A 21,036-nucleotide genomic window follows, 5' to 3' on the forward strand; every position below is an offset into this window, starting at 1 on the left:
TTTTTGTTTTTTGTAATTCCGAAGGACGAGTAATTACAAAAATCTTGCTTTCTTCTTTAAAATCAATTAGTTTTTTTGTTTTAAAAAAGTCATTTTATCTCAAAAAATAGTTCTATTTTTTTTGATTTTCGTATTTAAAAATACGCTACATTTAATACGGTTTTCCCTAATATAATTGTTGTCTTTTCAATGAAAAAAATCTTTCTTCTCGCGTTCGTTTTTACGCTTTTTTTATCGTGTTCAAATAAGGAAAATAAAGTCGAAAATGTTGAAAAAGCTTTTTATTATTGGAAAGGCAGGTCTTATTTTGATAACGAGACTGAAAAATCTTTAAATACGCTTGGAGTCAAAAAGATTTATTATAAGCTTTTTGAGGTCGATTATAATGAATCGATGGGGAATTTTCCTTACGAGAAAAATAGTCCGGGCCAGTATACTTTTCAAGACCTTGAATCTGTAAAAGTTGTTCCAGTAGTTTTTGTAAAAAATGAAATATTCCAATACAACGACGAAAAATCGCTGGATAAATTGGCTGATAACATTACTTTTTTGATTGATAAATATCATAAGCAAGGCAAGCAGTATGGCCAAGATTCTGCAAAAGTAGTTTTTGATTATAATGAAATTCAAATTGACTGTGACTGGACAAAATCGACAAAAGACAAATACTTTTATTTGCTGAAGAAAATTAAAGAATTTTCTAAAAAAGAAATCAGTTGCACGCTTAGGCTTTATCCGTATAAATATCCCGACATTATGGGAGTTCCGCCAGTAGACAAAGCCATGTTAATGTGTTACAATCTCATCAAGCCCTTGTCGCAGAAAAATAAAAATTCGATTTTAGATATCAATGAATTAAAATCGTATCTCGATAAAAAAAGAAGTTATCCGGTTCATTTAGATGTAGCGCTGCCCGTTTTTTACTGGACAATTTGGTATCAAAACAACCGTTTTGCGGGATTACTGAATTTAAATTCAACCGAAGTCAGCAGTTTTGCCCAACTGAAAAAACCAATGTGGTTTGAAATAACGAAAGATCGTTATGTTTCTGACTACAATGTCTATCTCAAAATAGGCGATCAGATAAAATGCGAAGAAGTGGATGCTGAAACGATTAAAGAAGCCATTTCGATTATCAAGAAAAACGTCGAATTGGATAAAAACACCACAATATCATTATTTCATTTAGATGCCGGAACCTTTAAAAAATATAGTAATGAACAAGTTTCTGATTTTTACAATTCTTTTAGTAAGTAGTTTTGGCAGGATTCAGGCTTGTGGCTATTCTCCTTTCGGTGAAGATATTCGTTATTCTATTTGTAAACCGGAATATTTTAATTATAAGCACTACAAATCATTTTACTATACGGCCGAATTGTGGGGCTATGACTTTGACGAATATCCAGAGAAATATAAAATAGTCGATTCTAATATTTTGGACTGGTATAATTTTACGCATAAAAAAGTTGCGATAGAAGATATAGAAGAGTTCAATTTCAAATTGCTATTCACAGATGTTAACCCAAATAGTGACAATAAATTTATACAGTATCTTTATCAAAATAATGAAAAAGAAGCAATCAAGTATTTGAAAATTGCAAAAGGCTGCGAACTGACAAACGATGCTGATGATGCTTGGGAAAGAAATGAAACTGTCAATAACGGAAGAAGAGCTAGATTACTAAATAAAATGCTTCGATATATTGATGAGGAAAAAAATCTGTATTTTAAACGTAAATATGCTTTTTTGACCATCAGGCTAGGTCATTATTCTGGGAATAGAGAGGTCGTAAAAGATGTTTTTGAATCTAATTTTAAGAACACCAAAAAAGATTATCTCTACTATTGGAGCTTGTTTTTTTACACTTTTACGAAATCAAATCCGGGTTATATGGTAGATGTAGCCGATTTGATGGCAAACTCTCCAGAAAAAAAGCATGCTAGTTATTACTTCTTTCACGAAAATTTTAAAGTGGAGGAAGCTTTAAAATACGCCAAAAGTAAAACAGATATAGCCAATATTTACGCATATGCTTCTGTACAGAAAAGAGATCAGGCGCTCGATTACATAAAAGAAATTTACGCAAACAGTCCAAAATCTGAGATTCTTGGGTTTCTGCTGTTGCGAGAACTCAATAAAATAGAAGATTGGGTTTATACACCGTATTATTCGAATTATAGTCCTTCAATAGATTATCAGAATTTTTGGGATTCAGAAGAAAATAATATCTCAACACAAACATTAAGAGCCCGCTCAGAAAATGACCGTTTGTATGCCAAAAAGGTTTTAGATTTTGTCAATTCTATAAATAGCAGTAAAATACAAAATCCTATTGTGTGGAAAACGGTTGCAATAAATCTGGAGTTTATTACCAGAAATTATAAGGATTGTTTGAAGAAAATTGCGCTGTTTGAAAAAGAATATAAAACCGAAAAAGTCTTTGAAGAAATAGAAAAAATAAAAGCGCTTTGCATTATGGCAGATCAAGAAAATGGCAGGGCGGTAATCAAACCTGAATTAGAAGAGACAATTTTAAAATACAAAGCCGATGCGCGTTTTATTTTTGCACTTGGACGAGAATTAGAATTTAAAGGAAATCTTACCGATGGAATAGCATTGATATCATTAATCGAAGAAAGCGAGTCGATAGACGGAGGATTTAATTCATATGATGTTGAATGGCAAGGAAACAGAATTAAATCATCCAGCAATCTGAAAGAATTTAAACGTTATTTCGATTATTTAGACTTTGTTTATACAGCTAAAGCGGTACAAAAGATTCTTGACAAAACAGAAGATCCAGGATTAACCGATTTTCAAAAAAGGATTTACGCAGTAATCTTAAAAGACAAGAATTCTTTAAAAGATTTGTTAGGAACCAAATACATCAGAGAGAGCCAATTAAACAACGCCTTAAAAACCTTTAAAACTTTAGACAAAAAGTATTGGGATGACAATTATAATGCTTGGGAAAGGGGAGAATATGGCGATAATTATGTTTTTGATCAAAATCCCTTTTATGATTTAAAGCACACAGCATCTTTTATTCCGCATACAGAAAAGTATTTGGTAACCAAACTTTCTGTGACAGAACATTTGGTGAAATACAGCAGATTGGCCAATAATCCAAAAACTGCCGATAGGTCTTATTACTATTTTTTGATTGCAAATTGTTATTACAATATGTCAGATTATGGTAATTCTTGGATGATGCGCCGTTATACGAGCCGGAACCTGTATTATGGCGATGAATATCAAAATGAATCGTATATTGATGAAATTGAATACAGAAACAAATTAAAAGCAATCGCAAATTATAAACTGGCTTTTAAGAATGCGAAAACCAATAAATTTAAAGCACTTTGCCTGCGCATGATGGATTTTGTAGAACATCAAGAGTATTCTAATTCAGAGAGGGTTAAAAAAGAGTTTCCAGAATTTGCTTCAGATTTATCCGGATGCGTGAATTTAGAAGCGTATTTTAAAGCAAGAAAATAGAATCAAAACCTGACAGTTTTTAGCGCTGTCAGGTTTTGTTTTATTAAATGAGTTTCAGTCAATCCGAACTTAAACTTTAAATTTCTTTAAAGCCAAGAACAACGGGTACGAAGCGATTGTAATTCCCAAAATAACTAAAAAACTTTTAGGATTGCTGTAGATAAATCCGAGTAGTAAACCAATGGATGCTAAAATAGCAACAATCGCTGCCCAAGGATACCAAAAAGAGCGATATGGTCGTTCTAAATCTGGTTCTTTGGTTCTTAGTTTTAAAAGTGATGCATAAGCCAATCCCCAGACAATAATGGAAATAAAGGCAGCAAAAGAAAATAAGACCTCAAAGGAACCGACAAATATAATTAAGAACAAGCTGAAAAAAGAAGAAACCAATAAAGCTGTAACTGGCGTTCCGCCTTTGTTTACTTCAGTTCCTTTTTTTATGAAAAATCCGTCACGGCTTAATCCATAAAGAATTCTTGGTGGAATCATCATAAAAGCATTCAAAATACTTATTAAAGAAAATATTGAAATTACAGTTACTATAATTGCGCCGTTTTTTCCAAAAAGAACTTTAGCCACATCGGCAGCGGCCAAATTTGATTGTGCCAAAGTTTCAACCGGCAAGACATGAAAAAAGGCAATATTTACCAAAGTATAAATAACAGCTACCAGAATAACACCACTGAAAAGCGATTTCGGAATGTTCTTTCCCGGATTATCATTTTCTTCAGCAAAAAAACTAACGCTATTCCAGCCGTTGTAAGTCCCTATAATTAACTGCAGCGATTTAAAAAATCCAAATAAAAGACCAATTTGAAAAAACGAATTATCAGTTTGGATTTTCGGAACTTCAATTCCTGTATACATAAAACAAGCCACGACCAAAGCGACAAAACAAATTACTTTTAAGAAACTGGTAATCTGCTGAATCATGCTTCCGTTTTTGACACCGCTTAAATGAATTAAAACAAATGCAGTTAAAAGCGAAATGGCCATAATAGTGGAATAATTTTTAAGCTCGGGAAATAGTATAACGAGATACTCGCTGATTACAATACAGTAAAAAGCAGGCGGAATCGCATTGGTGATATAATCAAACCAGCCTGAAAGAAAGCCTAAATAATCTCCAAAAGCTCTTTTGATGTAATTGTAAGATCCTCCAGCTTTTGGAAGCATGGCACCCAATTCAGCATACAAATTGGCGCCAATTAAAACGTATAAACCACCAAAAATCCATGAAAAAACAACCAGCCAGTAATTGCCTAAAAGATTTGCGATTGCTCCAGGCGTGCGCAGGATTCCGACCCCGATGGTGCCGCCGATTAAAACAGCGATGTTAAAGCTGAAACCAAGTGTGGTTTTTAACTGATTATTTTTAGAAACTGACATTAAAATTGTATTTATTATTTAGGGAATATATGCTGCAAAAATAGCCATTTTAAAACAGTTTTTTATGAAAAACAAAAACCTCATTCGGTAAGAATGAGGTTTTAAAATAGGTTGTATGAAGCTTATTTTGTTGCTTTTAGATATTTGTCCAGAAAAGCCAGTGTTTTTTTTGATGTAGTAATCTGATTTTCTTTTTTCTGAAAACCGTGTCCTTCGTCAGGATATACAATATATTCTACAGGAACGCCATTCTTTTTCACACCAGCAACTATTTCGTCGCTTTCTATCGGAAGAACTCTTACGTCATTTGCACCTTGAAAAACCAATAACGGTTTTTTGATTTTCTGATAATTGTATAAAGGTGAAATCTTTTTTAGTCGAATACTGTCTGAAGTATAAGGATCTCCTAACTCATCATACAAAGCTTTTCTGAAAGATTCCCAGTAAGGCGGAATGCTTTTTAAAGTTCTAGGCCAGTTGGCAACACCAAACAAGTTGACTCCAACCTTGAATTCTTCTGGATGAAAAGCCAAAGCGCCCAAAACCATACAGCCTCCATAACTTCCACCATAAATACCGATAGCATTTGGATCAATATAATTTTGCTCTGCCAACCATTTCTTGCCCCAGATACAGTCTTTCAAATCGCCATTGCTGTGATCTTTGTTGTCTAATTTGTAAAATGTTCTTCCGTAGCCGCTACTACCGCGATTGTTAACTGCAAGAACTGCATAACCATGATTTACAAGGTATTGAATGCTGTTTGAATATCCGATTCTGCTTTGTCCGCCTGGGCCTCCGTGAACCCAAATTAAAGCGGGCACCTTATTGGTTTCTGATGCCTGCAACGGTTTGTAATAGATAGCTGGGATTTCTTTTCCGTCAAAAGATTTAAAACGGACAACTTCTGCTTTTACAAGGTCATTTTGGTCAATTTTTTTACTAAAGGTTGAGGTAAGCTGTTTTAATTCCTTTTTAGGAATATCGTAAACGTATAAGTTTGGCGAACTTGTACTGCTTCCAACGGTCAACAATAATTTATTTTCACTGTTAGAGATAATGACGTTTTGAACGTCCCCGTCTTTCAAATCAGGGAAATCTATTTTTTTTCCCGTTTTATGATCAAAAAGCAACACTTTGTTTTTCCCGTCGTCATTAATGAAAATGACACGATATTTTTCGTTTTCGCTCAAATTCATAAAATTGACATCCCATTTATCTTCAAAAACTTTTTCAGATTTTCCGGTATTCAAACTGTATTTTACGAGATAACTGAATTCGTTGTCCAGATTTGTGGCATAATACAAAATGCTGTCATTTTTTTCAAAAACCATCGGATTGTAGTTTGCTGGTTTTGCAGAACTGATTTTTTTGGTCGTCTTGGTTGTATTATCGTAAATGTATAATTCGTTCGTATCGGTTGTAAGTTCTTTTGTAAGAGCGATATATCTTTCGGTTTTGCTCACTGCATATGGCGAAAAGCCTGTTTCGTTTTTAAATAAAACTGTAGGTTTCCAAGTAAGTGTGTCTAGTTTTATAACATCAAAATATTTAATGTCACGTTTGTTGCTGCTTACATACATGCTTTTTTTGTCTAGACTCCATCCCATAAAATTATTGGCGCTGTTGGGCCACGGAGTAAGATCTTTTGGTGCGGCATTGCTTTTGTCCATTAAGTAAAGATGGGCATTTTCGTTTCCGCCTTTATCTGAAGAATAGATAAATTTTGAACTGTTTGGGAGATAATCGATGGAGTAGTTGCTCTCTGTTTTAGATTTCGTAAGCGCGACAGAGGATGTGTCGGCAATGTTTAATTCGTAGAGATTAGCAATTCCGGTGATGTTGCTGTTCATTAAGATTTTGGTTTCATCTTTATTAAAACCCGCAGCACCGATTGATTTGGTATCGTAGAAATCTTCTACAGCATATTGTTTTGGCATTCTTGCTTCCTGATTTTTTTCTTCTTTTTTGCACGATTGAAGCACTAGCAGTGAAAAAAGACCAAATAACATAAATTTTTCTTTCATTTTTTAAATGGTTTTAGATTATTGATTTTCAATTGATGACAACCAAATTTATGAAAAACATTTAAAGAAGTAGAAAAAATCTTATTTATTATTGGAATAGAATTTAAGCAAAAAAACAAAGCCTTTTCTGTTTTTCTTAAAAATGAAGAATACAGAAAAAGCTTTGCAGGATTACAATCTAATTTAAAATTTTAGAACTTGTAACGCAGACTTGTCATAATTTGACGAGGCGCGATTGGATTCACACTGTAATTTTCGTGAACCGTATAGTTTAATTCGTTTGTAATGTTTGATAATTTGCAAAGAATAGAGATTTTTCTCCACGAATAACCAACAGAAGCATCGATTGTTGCATATCCTTTTAACGGAATTTCTCTATCCCAGATTCCTCCTGGTCTTGTAGAATCGTATTGACTGTTCCAGCCACCAATTCTGTCTCCGATATAATTTCCGATGGCTCCAACAGAAATACCTTTAAAGAAACCTTCTTGTACGGTATAAAAGAAACTCAAATTTGCTGTGTTTTGAGGAGTTCTGGCAACACGATCGCCTTCTATAAAACTGCCATTTAATCCAGAGGTTTTTGTATAACGCATATCGTTGTAGCTATAGCCTGCAACAATAGTTAAACCGTCAACTGGTCTGGCATTTACATCAATTTCAACACCTTTGCTTTTGGTTTCTCCGCTCAAAACTTTAACGTTGGTATCGGTGTTTGGTGTTCCGTCAGCTTTAAACTCTGCCATTTGAGCTAGATTGCTGTTCGTAATTTGGTAAACTGTTACGTTTGTGCTTACTAATCCGTTTAAGAAATCGGTTTTAACTCCAGCTTCGTATTGGTCGATTATAGAAGGTTTTATAGGTTGCAAATCGGCAGTTGTTCCAGTATTTGGCGTAAAAGATGTCGAGTAGCTTCCGAACAAAGAAACTTCTTTTACAGGCTGATAAACCAATCCTGCTTTTGGAGAAAAAGCATTGTCTAAACGTTTTGGCGTAATGACTGGAACTGCATTTTCTGGAGCAACAGTTTGTTTTCCTCCAACATAGGTTTCTTTGTAAGTCGTTACTTCAGCTTCCTGCCAAGACCATCTGATTCCAGCCAATACTTTGAATTTTTCTGTGATTGAAACGAAATCTTGGAAATAAACGCCAAAACGATTTGTTTCTGTTTTTGCAATTTGAGTTGCTCTGTCTGTAACTGGAATGTCGTTTCTTTGCGTGCTTGGATCAAAAGTGAACAGATTTATCTTGTCGTATAAAGTTGGTCCGTAAACTGGCTGTCCGTTTTTAGTTCCAGTTTGCACATACTTTTCATCAAATGTATAAGTGTAGGCTGTTGCAAATGAATTTTCCCAATCAGCACCTGTAAAAATTTGATGTTTTACAGATCCAGTGTTGAAATTTCCTTGTAAACTCAACTGATCTCCCAAAACTTGTTCTAAGTTTTTGTTTTTTGCCAAACCTCTGTTCCATTCACCTGGAGTTGCATACGTATCTAAGTTTGACAACTGTGCTGTAGAATAACTGCCTCTATTGTAATTTTGTAAAGACGAATTGAAGTTCAGTTTCCAGTTTTTATTGAAATCATGATTTACTAATACAGAAGCGCTTGAAGATTTTGTGTTTCCATTTGACCAAAGTGATCCATAAAAAGCATTTCTTGGAAGATCTAAAATTTGTTTTCCGATAATCCCAGTTCCAAAATCAGGAGTCCAGTCTGCAGTTAAATAATCTCCCTGAACCGTAATTTGTGTTTTTGGATTAATTACAAAAAGCAAGGATGGATTAACATATAAACGTTCGTTTTTTACCACATCTCTAAAGCTTTCCGAGTTTTCATAAGAACCATTAATTCTAAAAGCAATAGATTTAGATAACGCTCCATAAAAATCGAAGGCAGGTTTGTAATACGAGAAGCTTCCCATTTGCATTGAGATTTCTCCTCCGGTTTTAAAAGAAGGAGTTTTGGTCACAAGATTCACAATACCTCCAGGAGCGACATTTCCGAATAAAAGCGCCGAACCTCCTTTAAGAAATTCAACTTTATCTAAACCAGAAACATCAGGAATAGAACCTGAATTATAGCGAAATCCGTTTTTAAACATATTGTTGGCAGACATATCATATCCTCTTGAGAAAAAAGATTCTTGCGCACCACCTCTTGCAGAACCAACATAAACACCATTGGCATTTTTGAGAACTTCGCTTAAGCGAATGGCTTGTTGTTGTTCGATAACTTCTGAACCAATAACTTGTATCGATTGTGGATTATCCATTGGTTTTAATCCTGAACGAACTGCGGTTACCGGTTTTGGTTCTTTTGTTTTGGTAACCACTACTTCGTTAAGTGTTTCACCTTTTCTGTTTTTTACAGTATCAGAAACTTTGGTGTTTTCTGTGCTTGTATAGTTTTGGCTGTATGATGCAAAACTGGCGAAGGATAGAAGTAAAAGTAAATTATATTTCATGTTGTTTATTTAGATTTAATAAAAATAAATTTCTGCAAATATAAATACACGCCTTCCTAGGAGGGAAATTTCGAAGAGCTTTTCTTACTTAAACCTTTATTAGTTTTTCCTTAAGATTGTCTTAATAATTTTTTAATTTTATTTTAATTTTGTAATGAATTAGTTGTTTGAGCCAAAAAAAAGACCTTGCTGTTTTAGTGCAAGGTCTTTTTTAAAATCTGAGAATGAATTTTTCTAGAATTATTTGACTACGATTTGGTAAGTAGCCATTTTCCAGATTTCATCGTATTTTTTTCCATTTTGCTCACCAGCAGATTTTTCAGTATGAGCGTATTCTACCATATAATTTCCAGACCAGATTGGAGTAAAAGAAAATTCTCCTTTGTCATTTGTCCATAATTCTTTTTCCCAGCCGTTTGGAGCAATTACTTTGATTTTTGCTTCCTTAGCGATAGCGCCGTCATAAGAAGCAACTCCAGAAACTTTTACGTTTTTCTTAGCACTATCAGCATTTTCAGAGAAAACGGCGATTTTATTTGAGTTTGCAGCAATGTTGTTTCCTGCATTTTTGTTTCCAACCACAACCGTTGCGCTTGAGTTGTAATCTAGTTTCATCGTTCCGTAAACATCACCAACTGTATGATGCATTACAATAGTATAAACACCATCTTCATCTGGAGTGAAGAAAGCCTGAAATCTGTTATCTAAAGCTTTTGTAGTCAGTTTTGTTTCTTTTTTTGAAGGACTGATAACTACTAAAGTAAAATCTTTTAAATCTGAAAACCATTTATCGGCTTTTGTGATGTCATTATCTGAGAATTCTCCAAAATAAATTGAAATTTCTTGAGCTTTTCCTTTTGTTCCCGTTGCTTTAGTTTCAATCCAAAGTGCGTGTGCGAATATTGGAAAAGAAACCAGCATTAAAAAGAAAGAAGCTATGATTTTAAAAGTATTTGATTTCATGCGATCAAGTTTTAATTGTTAGATGATATTTTTTACAAACTTAAGCCTTATTTAGAACAATTTAAAATAAAACTTTAAAAACTGTTTGATTTTTCTTCATTTAAGTCTTATAATAAAATTTGTCGGATCAGGTTTAGAATTACTTTTTCTTCTTTGTTTTATTATTGCGTCCCCACCAGATATAAAACCCAGTTATGGGAAGGCTCGCACAGATTAAGCTGGCAAAAAAGGCCAATACTTTTCCGGGGAAACCAAGGATGCTTCCTACATGCAAGTCATAATTAATAAATCGAAATTTTTCGCCATTATTTTTATCCTGATACGTAGTTGTTTTAAGTTTTTTTCCAGTGTACTGATCAAATTCTTCTGCTGTATCATCAAAACGGTTTTCAAATCTGATGAAGGTATTAAAAGTTCGCAGTGAATCATTTTCTTTTGGAAGAAACATAAAATAACTTTTGGCATCTGGATAGGATTTTTTAATAGAAGCAAAAATTTTATCTGTAGCTGTATTTTTGGTGTATTTTGTAGTATCAGAAACCAAAGGCTCAGGTCTTTCAAATGTTTTTCCTCCATTAAAAATCCATTGCACGCCTTTATCATAACTTTCAAAAGCCCAAACCAAACCTGTTAACGCAATGATTAAAGCAAAAAGCATAGAATAAAATCCGAGAATATTATGCAGGTCGTAATTTTTCCTTTTCCACTGAGTGGTGTCTTTCCATCGAAACCAAAAACGCTGTTTTGCGGCCTGTTTGTTTTTTGGCCACCAAAGCACAAGACCCGTAATGAGAGAAATTATAAAGATAATAGTGGCAGTTCCTACAATCGGATCTCCGATATTGCTGTTAAGGCAGAGCGTCTGGTGCATCATTCGTACAAAAACAAAGAATTCAAAATTATATTCTTCTTGTTGCTGTACTTTTCCGCTGTACGGATTGAGATAGAGATAAGTGCTCTGATAGCGGTTCCAATACCAAAAAGCATCTTTGTCTAATTCTTCAAAAAACCAGATCATTACCGTACGGTCATCACTATTAATGATTTTACATCCCGAAAGTGATTGTTTTGGATTTGTTTTCTGGTTTGTTTCTTTCGCAATTTGTATTAATCGGCTTATCGGAAGTTTTTCGTTTTTTATTTCGTCTGCATAATAATAGTCATGAACCACAGGGCGCAATTCTTCTTCAAAAACGTACAAACAGCCCGTAATGCCCAATATAATGACAATTAAGCCGGAAGCGAGCCCCAGCCAGAGATGGATTTTAAGAATAAGTTTTTTAAAAGTCATAACGGTTACTTATAATTAAAAGCGCCTCAATTTTAAGATTGAGGCGTCAGTTAATTGCTATTTAAGATTTAAAATCGGATTGTTAAATTAGCCAAGACACTCGTTGGAGCATTTGATGATCCCCAGAAATCCCAGTATTTCTCGTTTGTTATGTTGTTGAATTTCAAACCGATTCTCCACGTAGGCTGTTCGTAGTACACAGTTGCATTATAAACAGTGTAAGAAGGCATGTAAACTGTATTTTCTGCTGTAAAGTAATTTTTATCGATATAATTTGCACCAGCTCCAATTCCTAAACCTTTCAGCTTATTTTGAAAAGTGTAAGTTGTCCAGAAGTTAACTACATTTTCAGGAGCACCTGTTGCTTTGTTTCCTTCAATAGCAGCAACAGAAGCTTTCACAATTTTGTTGTCATTGTAAGCATATCCTGCTACAATGTTGAATCCGTTAAACGGATTTGCCATCAATTCAAAATCAGCACCTTTACTAACTTGTTTAGCATCTTGAAATGTATATCCGTTCAAATCTGTTCTTGTAGCGTTATCAATTGTGATATTGTAATAACTGATCGATCCGCTTAATTTTTTGTTGAATGCTTCTGCTTTTACACCACCTTCATACTGAACAGCATACACAGGGTCTAAAACCAATTGCGTAGAGTTAGGCTGTGTAACGGGTTGCATATTTTGAAAACCATTCATATAATTTCCAAATACCGAAACCTGATCTTTTACAACTTCATAAACCAAACCTAATTTAGGAGAAAGTGCTGTCTGGCTGTAACCTTCTGTAACTCCTACTTTAGCTCTTTCAAAATTATCAAGACGTAAACTTAACATGGCAGAAAGTCTGTCGGTAAAATTAACCACGTCGCAAGCATAAACACTAATTGTTTTTTGGTCTGCAACCGGAGAAGAGGTCAAAGCAAGTCCCGCGTCAACCGCTTTTCTTCTGATGGGAGCAAAGTCTGAAGTAACATCTATATTATCTAGAGTAAATGTTCTTCCGCCAGAAAAATTAGAAGTGTATAATCTGTAGTTTACACCAGCAAGGAATTTATGTTTAATGCTTCCGGTCTCAAATTTTCCGTTAATATTTTCCTGAACATTGGTGTAGTTATTATAAATTGGTCCCCATAAACCAACTCTTCTATCAACCTGTGTTGGAGAGCTCCAAACAGCATAAGTCTGATAACTGCGCTCAACATCTTCGCCTACAAACGAGAATACAGTTGTCGATTTCCAGTTTTCTGATATTTCATATTCCGCTTGAGCGAAAACTTTTGTTGCTGTTGTTTTAGCATCATTATCGTCATGAAACATCGATTTTTTGTAGTTTATTTTCAGATCATTCGGATTGGTGATTCCTGAATTTGCCGCATAAGTATTGTAAGTACGTCTAGTATTGTTTACATTATAAAGTTCGGCATCAAAATTAAAAGTAAGTTTTTCAGATGCTTTATAAGTTAAACTCGGAGCAAAAAGCAACGTGTTGTTAAAGCCATAATCAAGAAAGCTTTTTTCTCTATTTACAGCAACATTAACTCTAAATAAAACAGTCTTATCTGCATTAAGCGGTGTATTTACATCTGCTGTCAGGCGGTTTAAACTGAAACTTCCGGCAGTATAAGATATTTCGGCAGCAGTAGTTTCAAAAGGTTTTTTGGTAACTAAATTTACAACACCTCCAAAAGAAGATACAGACGAACCGAATAAAGTTCCTGAAGGACCTTTCATGATTTCGATTCGCTCTACGTTTCCAAGATCAACAGAAGAACGTCCAGAAACCGTTTCCATTCCGTTACGAGCATTTACTCCTGTAGAGAAACCTCTAAAAATCAATCCGATTCCTCCTGACGGATAACTGATTGGCACAACTCCTGGAGAATTTTGTACTGCATTTCTAATATCTACAGCGATTTGTTCCTGCAAAAGTTCTTTTTGTATCACGCTATAAACCTGTGGATTTTCAAGATTAGTCAAAGGCATTCGGGCTACATAATCTGTTTTTTTTGATAAAATGCTTTTTTTGCTATTGATAACCACTTCTTTGAGTTCTTTATTCGAAACTTTTAATTGAAGATTTAAGGATGTAGTTTCGTTTTCGGTAACGGTGATTTCCTTTTCTAACGTTTCGTAACCCGTTAGTGAAATCTGAAGTGTGTAGGTATTCGATTTTACTTTGTTGAATTCAAAACCTCCGTCATCATTGGTAATGCTCCAGTATTTTGAATTTTTTAGGATAACATTTACGCCAGCTGCTGCTTCGCCGTCTGAGGTTGTTATTTGTCCTTTGATTTTTCCGTTGTTTTGCTGCGAAAATCCAGCAAAGAATGTAAATAGTAAACTGATTGATAGAAGAAAACGAGATGTTTTCTGATTAAGATATTTCATTTTGGCTTTTATTGGTTTATAATAACTTTTATTTAGAATAAATAAAAACAACGCAAATTTAGAAATTAATATTATTTTAACAATTGCCAAGTCGATTTTTTTTAATGTTATTTTAATTAAGAGATTAGGAAGATTTAAAATACGGACATCTTTAATCGTTATTTAAAGAGTTTAAGAAGGCTTAAAAGTTCAAAATGTTTTATTTTTGCACTCTGAAAAATGAATTCATGATTTTACCTTTCTTAAAAAAGTTTGAGAATACACCAAAAGGATATCGTATAGCCAACACGGTTTTTTTCTTTCTATCTGGATTTGGATATTCTTCTTGGGTGTCTCGAATTCCGCATATACAAGCACAATTACAGTTAAGTGAAGCTCAGTTTGGAGCTGTTTTATTCGCATTCCCAATCGGTTTAATGCTGACAATGCCTTTTACAGGAAAGCTTTTAAACAAATACAGTAGCCGTTATATTATGCTGTTGGGGGCAATTATGTTCAATATTGTACTGTCTTTGCCGGGTTTAGTTGCTTTTGTATGGCAGCTGGTTATTGTACTTTTAATTTTTGGAGCTTCTCGTAATATCTTCAATTTATCGATTAATGCACAGTCGCTTGAAGTTCAGAAATTGTATCCCAAATCGATTATAACGCGTTTTCATGCCGTTTGGAGTATCGCGGTGTTTTCGGGAGCGGGATTGGGTTATATTATGGTTACCCAAAAGATTGCGCCTTCGCACCATCTATTAGGAGTAAGTGTTTTCATGCTCGCGCTTACGGCTTGTTTTTATCCAATGAGCATTCATAACGAACCAGTTCCGGTTAAGAAGAAGTTCTTTTCAATGCCAGAAAAGAATCTGGTAAAATTCGCTTTGATTTGTTTTGTTTCTATGGCCTGCGAAAATACGATGTACGATTGGAGCGGAATTTATTTTGAAAATATACTCAAAGCTTCTCCTAAGCTGACCAGCGCGGCATTTGTGTTTTTTGCCACAGCTGTAACTTTAGGACGTATTTTTGGTGATTATGGGGTAATGAAATTCGGAACCAAAAAAATCCTGTTGTATAGCGGTATTTTAATTACTATCGGTTTCGGAATCTGTTTTATTCTACCATATGCATATCCAACTATTTTTGGTTATGTTTTAATTGGTTTCGGCGTTTCTTGCGTAGTGCCATTGGTGTTTAGTATTGCAGGAAGATCTTCAAAATTAAGCAGCGGTTCGGCGTTGACTTCAATTTCGACAATTGGTTATTTAGGGTTTTTATTGGTGCCACCAATGGTCGGTTTTATTTCTGAATATTTAAGCATGAAATGGGCATTTCTTATTATGGCGCTTTTAGGTATTCTGATGATTTTTATGGTGAATAAGATTGGAGAGAATGAGTAATCTTTTTAAGTTGCTCAGGTTCTGAGTTGCTAAGTTTTTTGTTAGTGAATGTTTAGAGCAGCTTTTTTTTATTTCTCAGAGATTTTACCAAAAGTACTATTAGCACAATCAAAAGAACAACAATACTTAATACTGAGACTGCATAATAGATTAACATAGATCTGTAAAAATCAGTACTGGCATTTTGATTTTGAATGAAGATATTCGATTCAAATTTTGTTGTATTATGGATTGAAACACTGTAAGTACAGCTTTTTGAAATTTTAAGCTGGCGTAAATGCTTGTATTCTTTTCCATCTAGACTAATAGACATTGAAGAACCAATAATGAAAGCCGTTTTTTGCGGAGAAATTGAAATTTTTAATGTTTGAAGTTCACTGCTTTCCACCGCGTCTATTTCAAAATGCGCTCTTTTCGTTCCTTCATTTTGTCGATCGTATAGACTGTAATTCCCTTTTTCTAATGTTATTTTTGAATTGTATAATGGAATAAAACTTTCTTCATATCGTAAAGTCGTAAAATAAAATAATGATGCGCTTACAATAAAAAGCAAAGCAGGAATTGAAATTGCAATAATAACTTTATTTCTTTTTGTCATAGTAAGAAGATTATAGATTCCAAAGTTTTATTAATTGGCATCAAAATCGTACATAAAATCGTTTAATAATCCATTGGAACTTTCGAGGCCAACAATGTCCATCAATTCTTCAAAATAGGAACAGATTCTTTCTCTGTTTTCGGTGTCTAGTTCAAGATAAATAGATTTAAATCTGTCGAGACCCTTTTTTATTGCGTTGTGATAATCTTCTGCGGAGGGATTTTGCAATTCGGCAGCTTTTATAAAATCATCAGCTGCCAAATTAATTTTTTCTGTTACTATCGGTTTTAATTTTTCATCACCAATACCTGGATAAAAAAGGGTTGGCTCGGGTATAAATTTTTCCTTAAGTTTAAATTTTTCAAATTGATTCATTGCATTCAATGGTGTTTTGATTTTTCCCTGTCCGCAGGAAGAAAATGAAATTATAGTAAGCAATAAAAATGTTTTAATGAATTGCTTTCTCATTTGTTTTTTCTGTTTTGAAATAAAATCAGCATTGTGTTTAGCTGATTAAATTAGCTGTTAACTCTAGCAACAATAATATTTCAGAATTTAATTCTTCTTTACCGTTTCAACAGTTTTAGACGGATCTGCATTTTGTCCTGAGGTTTTAAAAACAGATTTAAGCGCTTTTAATTCGGTATCGATGGCATAAACTTCTCCCGATTCGTCTGCGAAATAAATGGTGTTTTCGATAAGTGTCGGACTGGATTTTATTTTCTCTTTTGCCAAAAACTTTTTAATCAGTTTTCCAGTAGTTTTGCTTATTACGTAAAGATTCTTATCATCACTTCCAAAAAAGATTTTATCGCCAACAATAAGCGGTTCGGTACGAATACTAGCATTTGCTTTAAATTTCCATTTTGCCGTCATAGTATTTTTGTCCAAACAAAAGAAAAAACCTCCATCGTTTCCAAAAAAGATGAGATTACCCTCTTTTACAGGACTTGAAGAAACCCAGTCATTAGTTCCTATAGACGAAACTATCTTTTTTTCATCCAGACTGTATTTGTAAAAATTGCTGTCATTGCTTCCAAAAAAGATATTGTTCTCATCGATAATAATTTTGCCAAAAACTGCTCCTAGAGCAATTTGATACGAGTCAATCAATGCGACTTCTTTGCTTAACTTATAGATTTTTCCTTTATTATCGGCAATAATGAGAAAATTGTCTTTTGTTGAAACAGGCGAAGTAATTGGGGCATTTGCATAAAATTTGCCGAGAGTAGAACCATCTCTAGGATCAAGAATAAAAAGGCTCGAACCCGATGAAATGTACAGATTGTTGTCTATAAAAACAGGTTTATAGGCAATGGCATTATAAGTACCTAGATTTTTCTGCCAGATTTGGTTTCCGTCTGCGCCGATGCAATATACAAGACCGTTTCCATCACCAAAAAAGATTTTATTGTCTTTAATTTCTGATTGACCGTAGATTTCAGTTTCGGCGTTAAAAATCCAATTTGTTTTTTTTGAATCAATACTTAAGGAATAAAGGTTTTTGTTTAGACTTCCGAATATTAGATTCTTGTTTTGAACACTAATTTTAGAAATAATGCTTTGTCCTTGTAAAACATTTAATGTCGCAAAAAAGCCGATGAATAGTACAATTTTGATTTTCATATTTTAGTCAGTATAAAGTTTATTTTTTTGTCATTACAAATTTTTCTGATGCAGGTTTCCCATTAAGATTTCCTGAAATTTCAGCAGTTAAGGTATTATCTGCACCTTTTGTATAAGTAATTTTCTGTGGATAATCGTGTTTCGGATTTTCAAAAACCAACTGTTTATCCGATGCAGAAGTTGATGGAAAAAAAACAGGTTGATCCTCATTTTGGCCTTTTACTGTAGCTTTGTAAGTCAGTGTTTCTCCTAATTGCGCCAAAACGATGCTTTCAAAGTGCAGCGTATCTTTTCCTTTAATGAAATAAGAAGCCGCGCTGAAGGTGCTATCATTTAACTTTTGCCAGTTTTCTGTCAAAACACCATCAGCAGAAGTATTTTCCCAGTTTCCAATCAGCCAGTCCGCTTTTTTGATTTTGTCTTTTTCTACTGTTTCTTTTTTCTGGCAAGAAACGAAGGCTATTATAAGGGCTATAAGGGTAATTTTCTGGAACATATTTTTAAGATTTTGGTTGGGTGCTAATGTATGAAAAAAATATTTGTCATTGAAAGTAGCCACGACCCGAGCGATAGCGAACTGGCAAAGCAATTCACGAATTTTCTTGAAATGCAATAGTAAAGGCTTGCGGCAATTCACTAATTTATTTCACGCAGATTTAACTCATTTGAGCAGATATTTCTAGATTTTATAATTTTAATCAAAACTAATCTGCCTAAATCTGCTAAATCTGCGTGAAACAAAATCATTTTGATATTGCCGTTGAAAGTAGCCACGAATTTTTCTTTGAAAAATGGAACGATATTTTTGCCACAGATTAAAATGATTACATTGATTTTGTATGACAAACCTGATAGTTTTTTAATTAATTATAAATCAAATCTGCTAAATCTGCGTGAAAAAATAATTCGTGGAAATTAGTGTAATTTGTAGCAATAGATAAAGAAAAGAATCTGTGGCTAAAACAATTAAACACTTTCCTTCAAGATAGAATATACCAATTCTTTTGTTGGTTTTTGGTCTTGTAGTTTAGCTCGAACTTCATCAAAAGTCACTTTAAAATCACAACCCGATTTGTATTCAGAACAACCGTAAGCAGTTTTGCCTTTCAGAATATTTCCCTTTTTGCATTTTGGACACAACAAAGAATCTGACGATTCTTGTTTTACTTTTTTAGGTTCCGTTTTCTTTGGCTCCAGCTTTAATTTATAGTTTTCCTCAAAACGTATCAAGCCTTCAACAGTTCCAGAATCAGTTTTAAAAACTTTTATATTTACAGTTGATCCTTTTTGAATCAATCGTAAATATTGGCTTTCAGTGATTTTTTTATCATGAAAAACAAAAGGAAGCACAAAATCGCATCCGGATTTGTATTCGCTGCATCCAAAAGCTGTTTTTCCTTTCATCAGGTTTCCTTTCTGGCATTTTGGACAGGTTTCTGCCGAAATTCCAGAAGCTTTCTTTTTCTCTGTTTTTACAACTGGTTTCTGAGTCGTTGCCACATGCGAAATGTTAGCGTGTTTGGTTTCGCTTCGAACTTCATAGACCAAAGCTTCCACCATGCGCTTCATGTTTCGAATAAAAGCAGCTGCAGTAAAAGTTCCTTTTTCAATATCTTTTAGCTGTTTTTCCCACGAACCTGTAAGTTCTGCCGATTTTATCAATTCGTTCTGAATCGTATCAATCAGCTGAATTCCGGTTGGAGTAGGGAGTACCTGTTTTTTGTTTCGCACGATATACTGGCGCTTAAAAAGCGTTTCGATAATGTTGGCACGAGTCGACGGACGCCCGATGCCGTTTTCTTTCATCAATTCGCGTAAATCTTCGTCATCTACCTGTTTCCCTGCGGTTTCCATGGCACGCAGTAAAGTCGCTTCCGTAAAATGATTTGGCGGTTTGGTTTCTTTTTGAAGAAAAGAAGGTTCGTGAGGACCTTTTTCGCCCACAACAAAAGCAGGAAGCAAATCGGGTTCTTTTTCTTTTGCATTCGGATCTTCAAACACCACTCTAAATCCCTTTTTTAGGATTTGTTTTCCCGTTGCTTTAAAAGTCACATCGGCTGCTTTTCCAATTACGGTCGTGTTGGCTACAAGACAATCATCGTAAAAAACAGCAATAAAACGTTTTACAATAATGTCATAAACCTGCTGCTGATTGTGAGGTAGATTAATTTCGATTCCGGTCGGAATAATTGCGTGGTGATCGGTTACTTTTTTATCGTTAAAAACCTTTGGAGATTTTTTGATTTTTTTCTCTAAAATCGGTGCTGTTAATTCCGAGTAATTGGTCAGTTTTTGGAGAATTCCTGGTACTTTCGGATAGATGTCGCTGGGTAAGAATGTGGTATCGACTCTGGGATAAGTCACCACTTTTTGCTCATAAAGCGATTGCGCAATTTTTAAGGTATCTTCTGCAGAAAATCCGAATTTCTGGTTGCAATAGACCTGTAAACCTGTTAAATCAAATAGTTTTGGTGCATATTCGTTTCCGTTTTTCTTATCCACAGAAACAATTTCAAAATCACTTTCTTTGACTTTCTCGGCTAAGATTTCGCCGTCTTCTTTTTTCAGAAAACGACCTTCTTCATAGCTGAAAAGTGTTTCTCTGTAAAGTGTTTGTAATTCCCAATAAGGCTGAGGCTTAAAATTTTCAATTTCCTTAAAACGATTCACTACCATTGCGAGCGTTGGTGTTTGAACACGCCCAATCGAGAGTACCTGTTTGTAACCTCCATGTTTTACAGTGTACAAACGAGTCGCATTCATTCCTAAAAGCCAATCTCCAATTGCTCGTGAAAATCCGGCATAAAATAAATTATCATAATTTTCAGAAGGTTTCAAATTATCAAAACCTTCTTTGATTGCTTCGGTTGTCAGAGATGAAATCCATAAACGTTTTATTTCACCTTTATAATGCGCTTCGTTCATCACCCAGCGCTGAATCAGTTCTCCTTCTTGTCCAGCATCCCCGCAGTTTATGACTACTTCGGCTTTGTCAAATAAGCTTTTTATGATTTTGAACTGTTTCTCAATACCCGAATTCTGAACCACTTTGGTCTCAAATTTTTCAGGAAGCATAGGAAGATTGTTCAAATCCCAGCTTTTCCAATGCGGTTTGTAATCGTTGGGTTCTTTTAAGGTGCATAAATGTCCGAAAGTATAAGTCACGGCATAACCATTTCCTTCGTAATAGCCATCGTGCTTGGTATTAGCACCTAAAACAGCTGCTATTTCACGCGCTACACTTGGTTTCTCGGCTATACAGACCTTCATTTTCTACTTTCTAAATTAAGGAGCGAAATTATGAATTTTATGAGAAAGGGGCAAAGATTCTGGGATAGAAAGGACGGGATATAGTGGCAAAGAGAGAAAGAGACAAAGTTTTTCTTGCTATCGT

The 21,036-nt window shown here is 34.4% G+C and carries 15 protein-coding genes; 3 read left to right on the forward strand and 12 right to left on the reverse strand.

What is annotated here, in order from left to right:
- Positions 1-189: 189 nt before the first annotated feature.
- Complete coding sequence (locus tag ACFFLS_RS06900; RefSeq protein ID WP_379685799.1) at positions 190-1,257, forward strand: hypothetical protein; 1,068 nt, start codon at positions 190-192, stop codon at positions 1,255-1,257.
- On the forward strand, positions 1,217-3,499 hold the full coding sequence (locus ACFFLS_RS06905) for a hypothetical protein (RefSeq protein ID WP_379685800.1): 2,283 nt from the start codon (positions 1,217-1,219) through the stop codon (positions 3,497-3,499). Before ACFFLS_RS06900 ends, ACFFLS_RS06905 begins: the two co-directional genes overlap by 41 nt.
- Before the next feature lie 69 nt (positions 3,500-3,568).
- Here ACFFLS_RS06905 and ACFFLS_RS06910 read toward each other — a convergent pair whose 3' ends face one another.
- The 6 genes from ACFFLS_RS06910 to ACFFLS_RS06935 form a co-directional block, all read right to left on the reverse strand.
- A complete protein-coding gene (locus tag ACFFLS_RS06910) occupies positions 3,569-4,888 on the reverse strand; it encodes an APC family permease (RefSeq protein WP_379685801.1) in 1,320 nt (439 codons plus the stop codon).
- A gap of 122 nt (positions 4,889-5,010) precedes the next feature.
- On the reverse strand, positions 5,011-6,915 hold the full coding sequence (locus tag ACFFLS_RS06915) for a S9 family peptidase (RefSeq protein ID WP_379685802.1): 1,905 nt from the start codon (positions 6,913-6,915) through the stop codon (positions 5,011-5,013).
- A 191-nt stretch (positions 6,916-7,106) separates the two neighbouring features.
- Positions 7,107-9,383: a TonB-dependent siderophore receptor gene (locus ACFFLS_RS06920; RefSeq protein WP_379685803.1), complete on the reverse strand. Its 2,277-nt coding sequence runs from the start codon at positions 9,381-9,383 to the stop codon at positions 7,107-7,109.
- A 240-nt stretch (positions 9,384-9,623) separates the two neighbouring features.
- On the reverse strand, positions 9,624-10,346 hold the full coding sequence (locus tag ACFFLS_RS06925) for a DUF4198 domain-containing protein (RefSeq protein WP_379685804.1): 723 nt from the start codon (positions 10,344-10,346) through the stop codon (positions 9,624-9,626).
- A gap of 139 nt (positions 10,347-10,485) precedes the next feature.
- The gene (locus tag ACFFLS_RS06930) at positions 10,486-11,637 is read right to left on the reverse strand and encodes a PepSY-associated TM helix domain-containing protein (protein ID WP_379685805.1); all 1,152 of its coding nucleotides are present in this window, start codon (positions 11,635-11,637) and stop codon (positions 10,486-10,488) included.
- A 68-nt stretch (positions 11,638-11,705) separates the two neighbouring features.
- Positions 11,706-14,030, reverse strand: a complete 2,325-nt coding sequence (locus ACFFLS_RS06935; protein WP_379689250.1) for a TonB-dependent siderophore receptor — start codon at positions 14,028-14,030, stop codon at positions 11,706-11,708.
- 227 nt (positions 14,031-14,257) lie between these two features.
- On the opposite strand from ACFFLS_RS06935, the gene ACFFLS_RS06940 reads away from it, so the two are divergent.
- Positions 14,258-15,418: an MFS transporter gene (locus ACFFLS_RS06940; protein ID WP_379685808.1), complete on the forward strand. Its 1,161-nt coding sequence runs from the start codon at positions 14,258-14,260 to the stop codon at positions 15,416-15,418.
- Positions 15,419-15,470: 52 nt separating this feature from the next.
- Here ACFFLS_RS06940 and ACFFLS_RS06945 read toward each other — a convergent pair whose 3' ends face one another.
- The 6 genes from ACFFLS_RS06945 to ACFFLS_RS06970 form a co-directional block, all read right to left on the reverse strand.
- Positions 15,471-16,016, reverse strand: a complete 546-nt coding sequence (locus ACFFLS_RS06945; RefSeq protein WP_379689252.1) for a hypothetical protein — start codon at positions 16,014-16,016, stop codon at positions 15,471-15,473.
- 30 nt (positions 16,017-16,046) lie between these two features.
- A complete protein-coding gene (locus ACFFLS_RS06950) occupies positions 16,047-16,484 on the reverse strand; it encodes a DUF4844 domain-containing protein (protein ID WP_379685810.1) in 438 nt (145 codons plus the stop codon).
- 87 nt (positions 16,485-16,571) lie between these two features.
- The gene (locus tag ACFFLS_RS06955) at positions 16,572-17,642 is read right to left on the reverse strand and encodes an outer membrane protein assembly factor BamB family protein (RefSeq protein WP_379685811.1); all 1,071 of its coding nucleotides are present in this window, start codon (positions 17,640-17,642) and stop codon (positions 16,572-16,574) included.
- Positions 17,643-17,661: 19 nt separating this feature from the next.
- Positions 17,662-18,138, reverse strand: a complete 477-nt coding sequence (locus ACFFLS_RS06960; RefSeq protein WP_379685812.1) for a DUF6265 family protein — start codon at positions 18,136-18,138, stop codon at positions 17,662-17,664.
- A 140-nt stretch (positions 18,139-18,278) separates the two neighbouring features.
- Positions 18,279-18,488, reverse strand: a complete 210-nt coding sequence (locus tag ACFFLS_RS06965; protein ID WP_379685813.1) for a hypothetical protein — start codon at positions 18,486-18,488, stop codon at positions 18,279-18,281.
- A gap of 120 nt (positions 18,489-18,608) precedes the next feature.
- Positions 18,609-20,912: a DNA topoisomerase 3 gene (locus tag ACFFLS_RS06970; RefSeq protein ID WP_379689254.1), complete on the reverse strand. Its 2,304-nt coding sequence runs from the start codon at positions 20,910-20,912 to the stop codon at positions 18,609-18,611.
- Positions 20,913-21,036: the final 124 nt, after the last annotated feature.

Source organism: Flavobacterium procerum (genome assembly GCF_042431625.1).
Taxonomy (GTDB): domain Bacteria; phylum Bacteroidota; class Bacteroidia; order Flavobacteriales; family Flavobacteriaceae; genus Flavobacterium; species Flavobacterium procerum.

Excerpts from the sequence above, each read along its gene's own strand:
- ACFFLS_RS06910 (WP_379685801.1), bottom strand. The coding sequence starts at position 4,888 with ATGTCAGTTTCTAAAAATAATCAGTTAAAAACCACACTTGGTTTCAGC.
- ACFFLS_RS06950 (WP_379685810.1), bottom strand. The coding sequence starts at position 16,484 with ATGAGAAAGCAATTCATTAAAACATTTTTATTGCTTACTATAATTTCA.
- ACFFLS_RS06955 (WP_379685811.1), bottom strand. The coding sequence starts at position 17,642 with ATGAAAATCAAAATTGTACTATTCATCGGCTTTTTTGCGACATTAAAT.
- ACFFLS_RS06945 (WP_379689252.1), bottom strand. The coding sequence starts at position 16,016 with ATGACAAAAAGAAATAAAGTTATTATTGCAATTTCAATTCCTGCTTTG.
- ACFFLS_RS06935 (WP_379689250.1), bottom strand. The coding sequence starts at position 14,030 with ATGAAATATCTTAATCAGAAAACATCTCGTTTTCTTCTATCAATCAGT.
- ACFFLS_RS06970 (WP_379689254.1), bottom strand. The coding sequence starts at position 20,912 with ATGAAGGTCTGTATAGCCGAGAAACCAAGTGTAGCGCGTGAAATAGCA.
- ACFFLS_RS06930 (WP_379685805.1), bottom strand. The coding sequence starts at position 11,637 with ATGACTTTTAAAAAACTTATTCTTAAAATCCATCTCTGGCTGGGGCTC.
- ACFFLS_RS06940 (WP_379685808.1), top strand. The coding sequence starts at position 14,258 with ATGATTTTACCTTTCTTAAAAAAGTTTGAGAATACACCAAAAGGATAT.
- ACFFLS_RS06900 (WP_379685799.1), top strand. The coding sequence starts at position 190 with ATGAAAAAAATCTTTCTTCTCGCGTTCGTTTTTACGCTTTTTTTATCG.
- ACFFLS_RS06960 (WP_379685812.1), bottom strand. The coding sequence starts at position 18,138 with ATGTTCCAGAAAATTACCCTTATAGCCCTTATAATAGCCTTCGTTTCT.
- ACFFLS_RS06925 (WP_379685804.1), bottom strand. The coding sequence starts at position 10,346 with ATGAAATCAAATACTTTTAAAATCATAGCTTCTTTCTTTTTAATGCTG.
- ACFFLS_RS06905 (WP_379685800.1), top strand. The coding sequence starts at position 1,217 with ATGAACAAGTTTCTGATTTTTACAATTCTTTTAGTAAGTAGTTTTGGC.
- ACFFLS_RS06920 (WP_379685803.1), bottom strand. The coding sequence starts at position 9,383 with ATGAAATATAATTTACTTTTACTTCTATCCTTCGCCAGTTTTGCATCA.
- ACFFLS_RS06915 (WP_379685802.1), bottom strand. The coding sequence starts at position 6,915 with ATGAAAGAAAAATTTATGTTATTTGGTCTTTTTTCACTGCTAGTGCTT.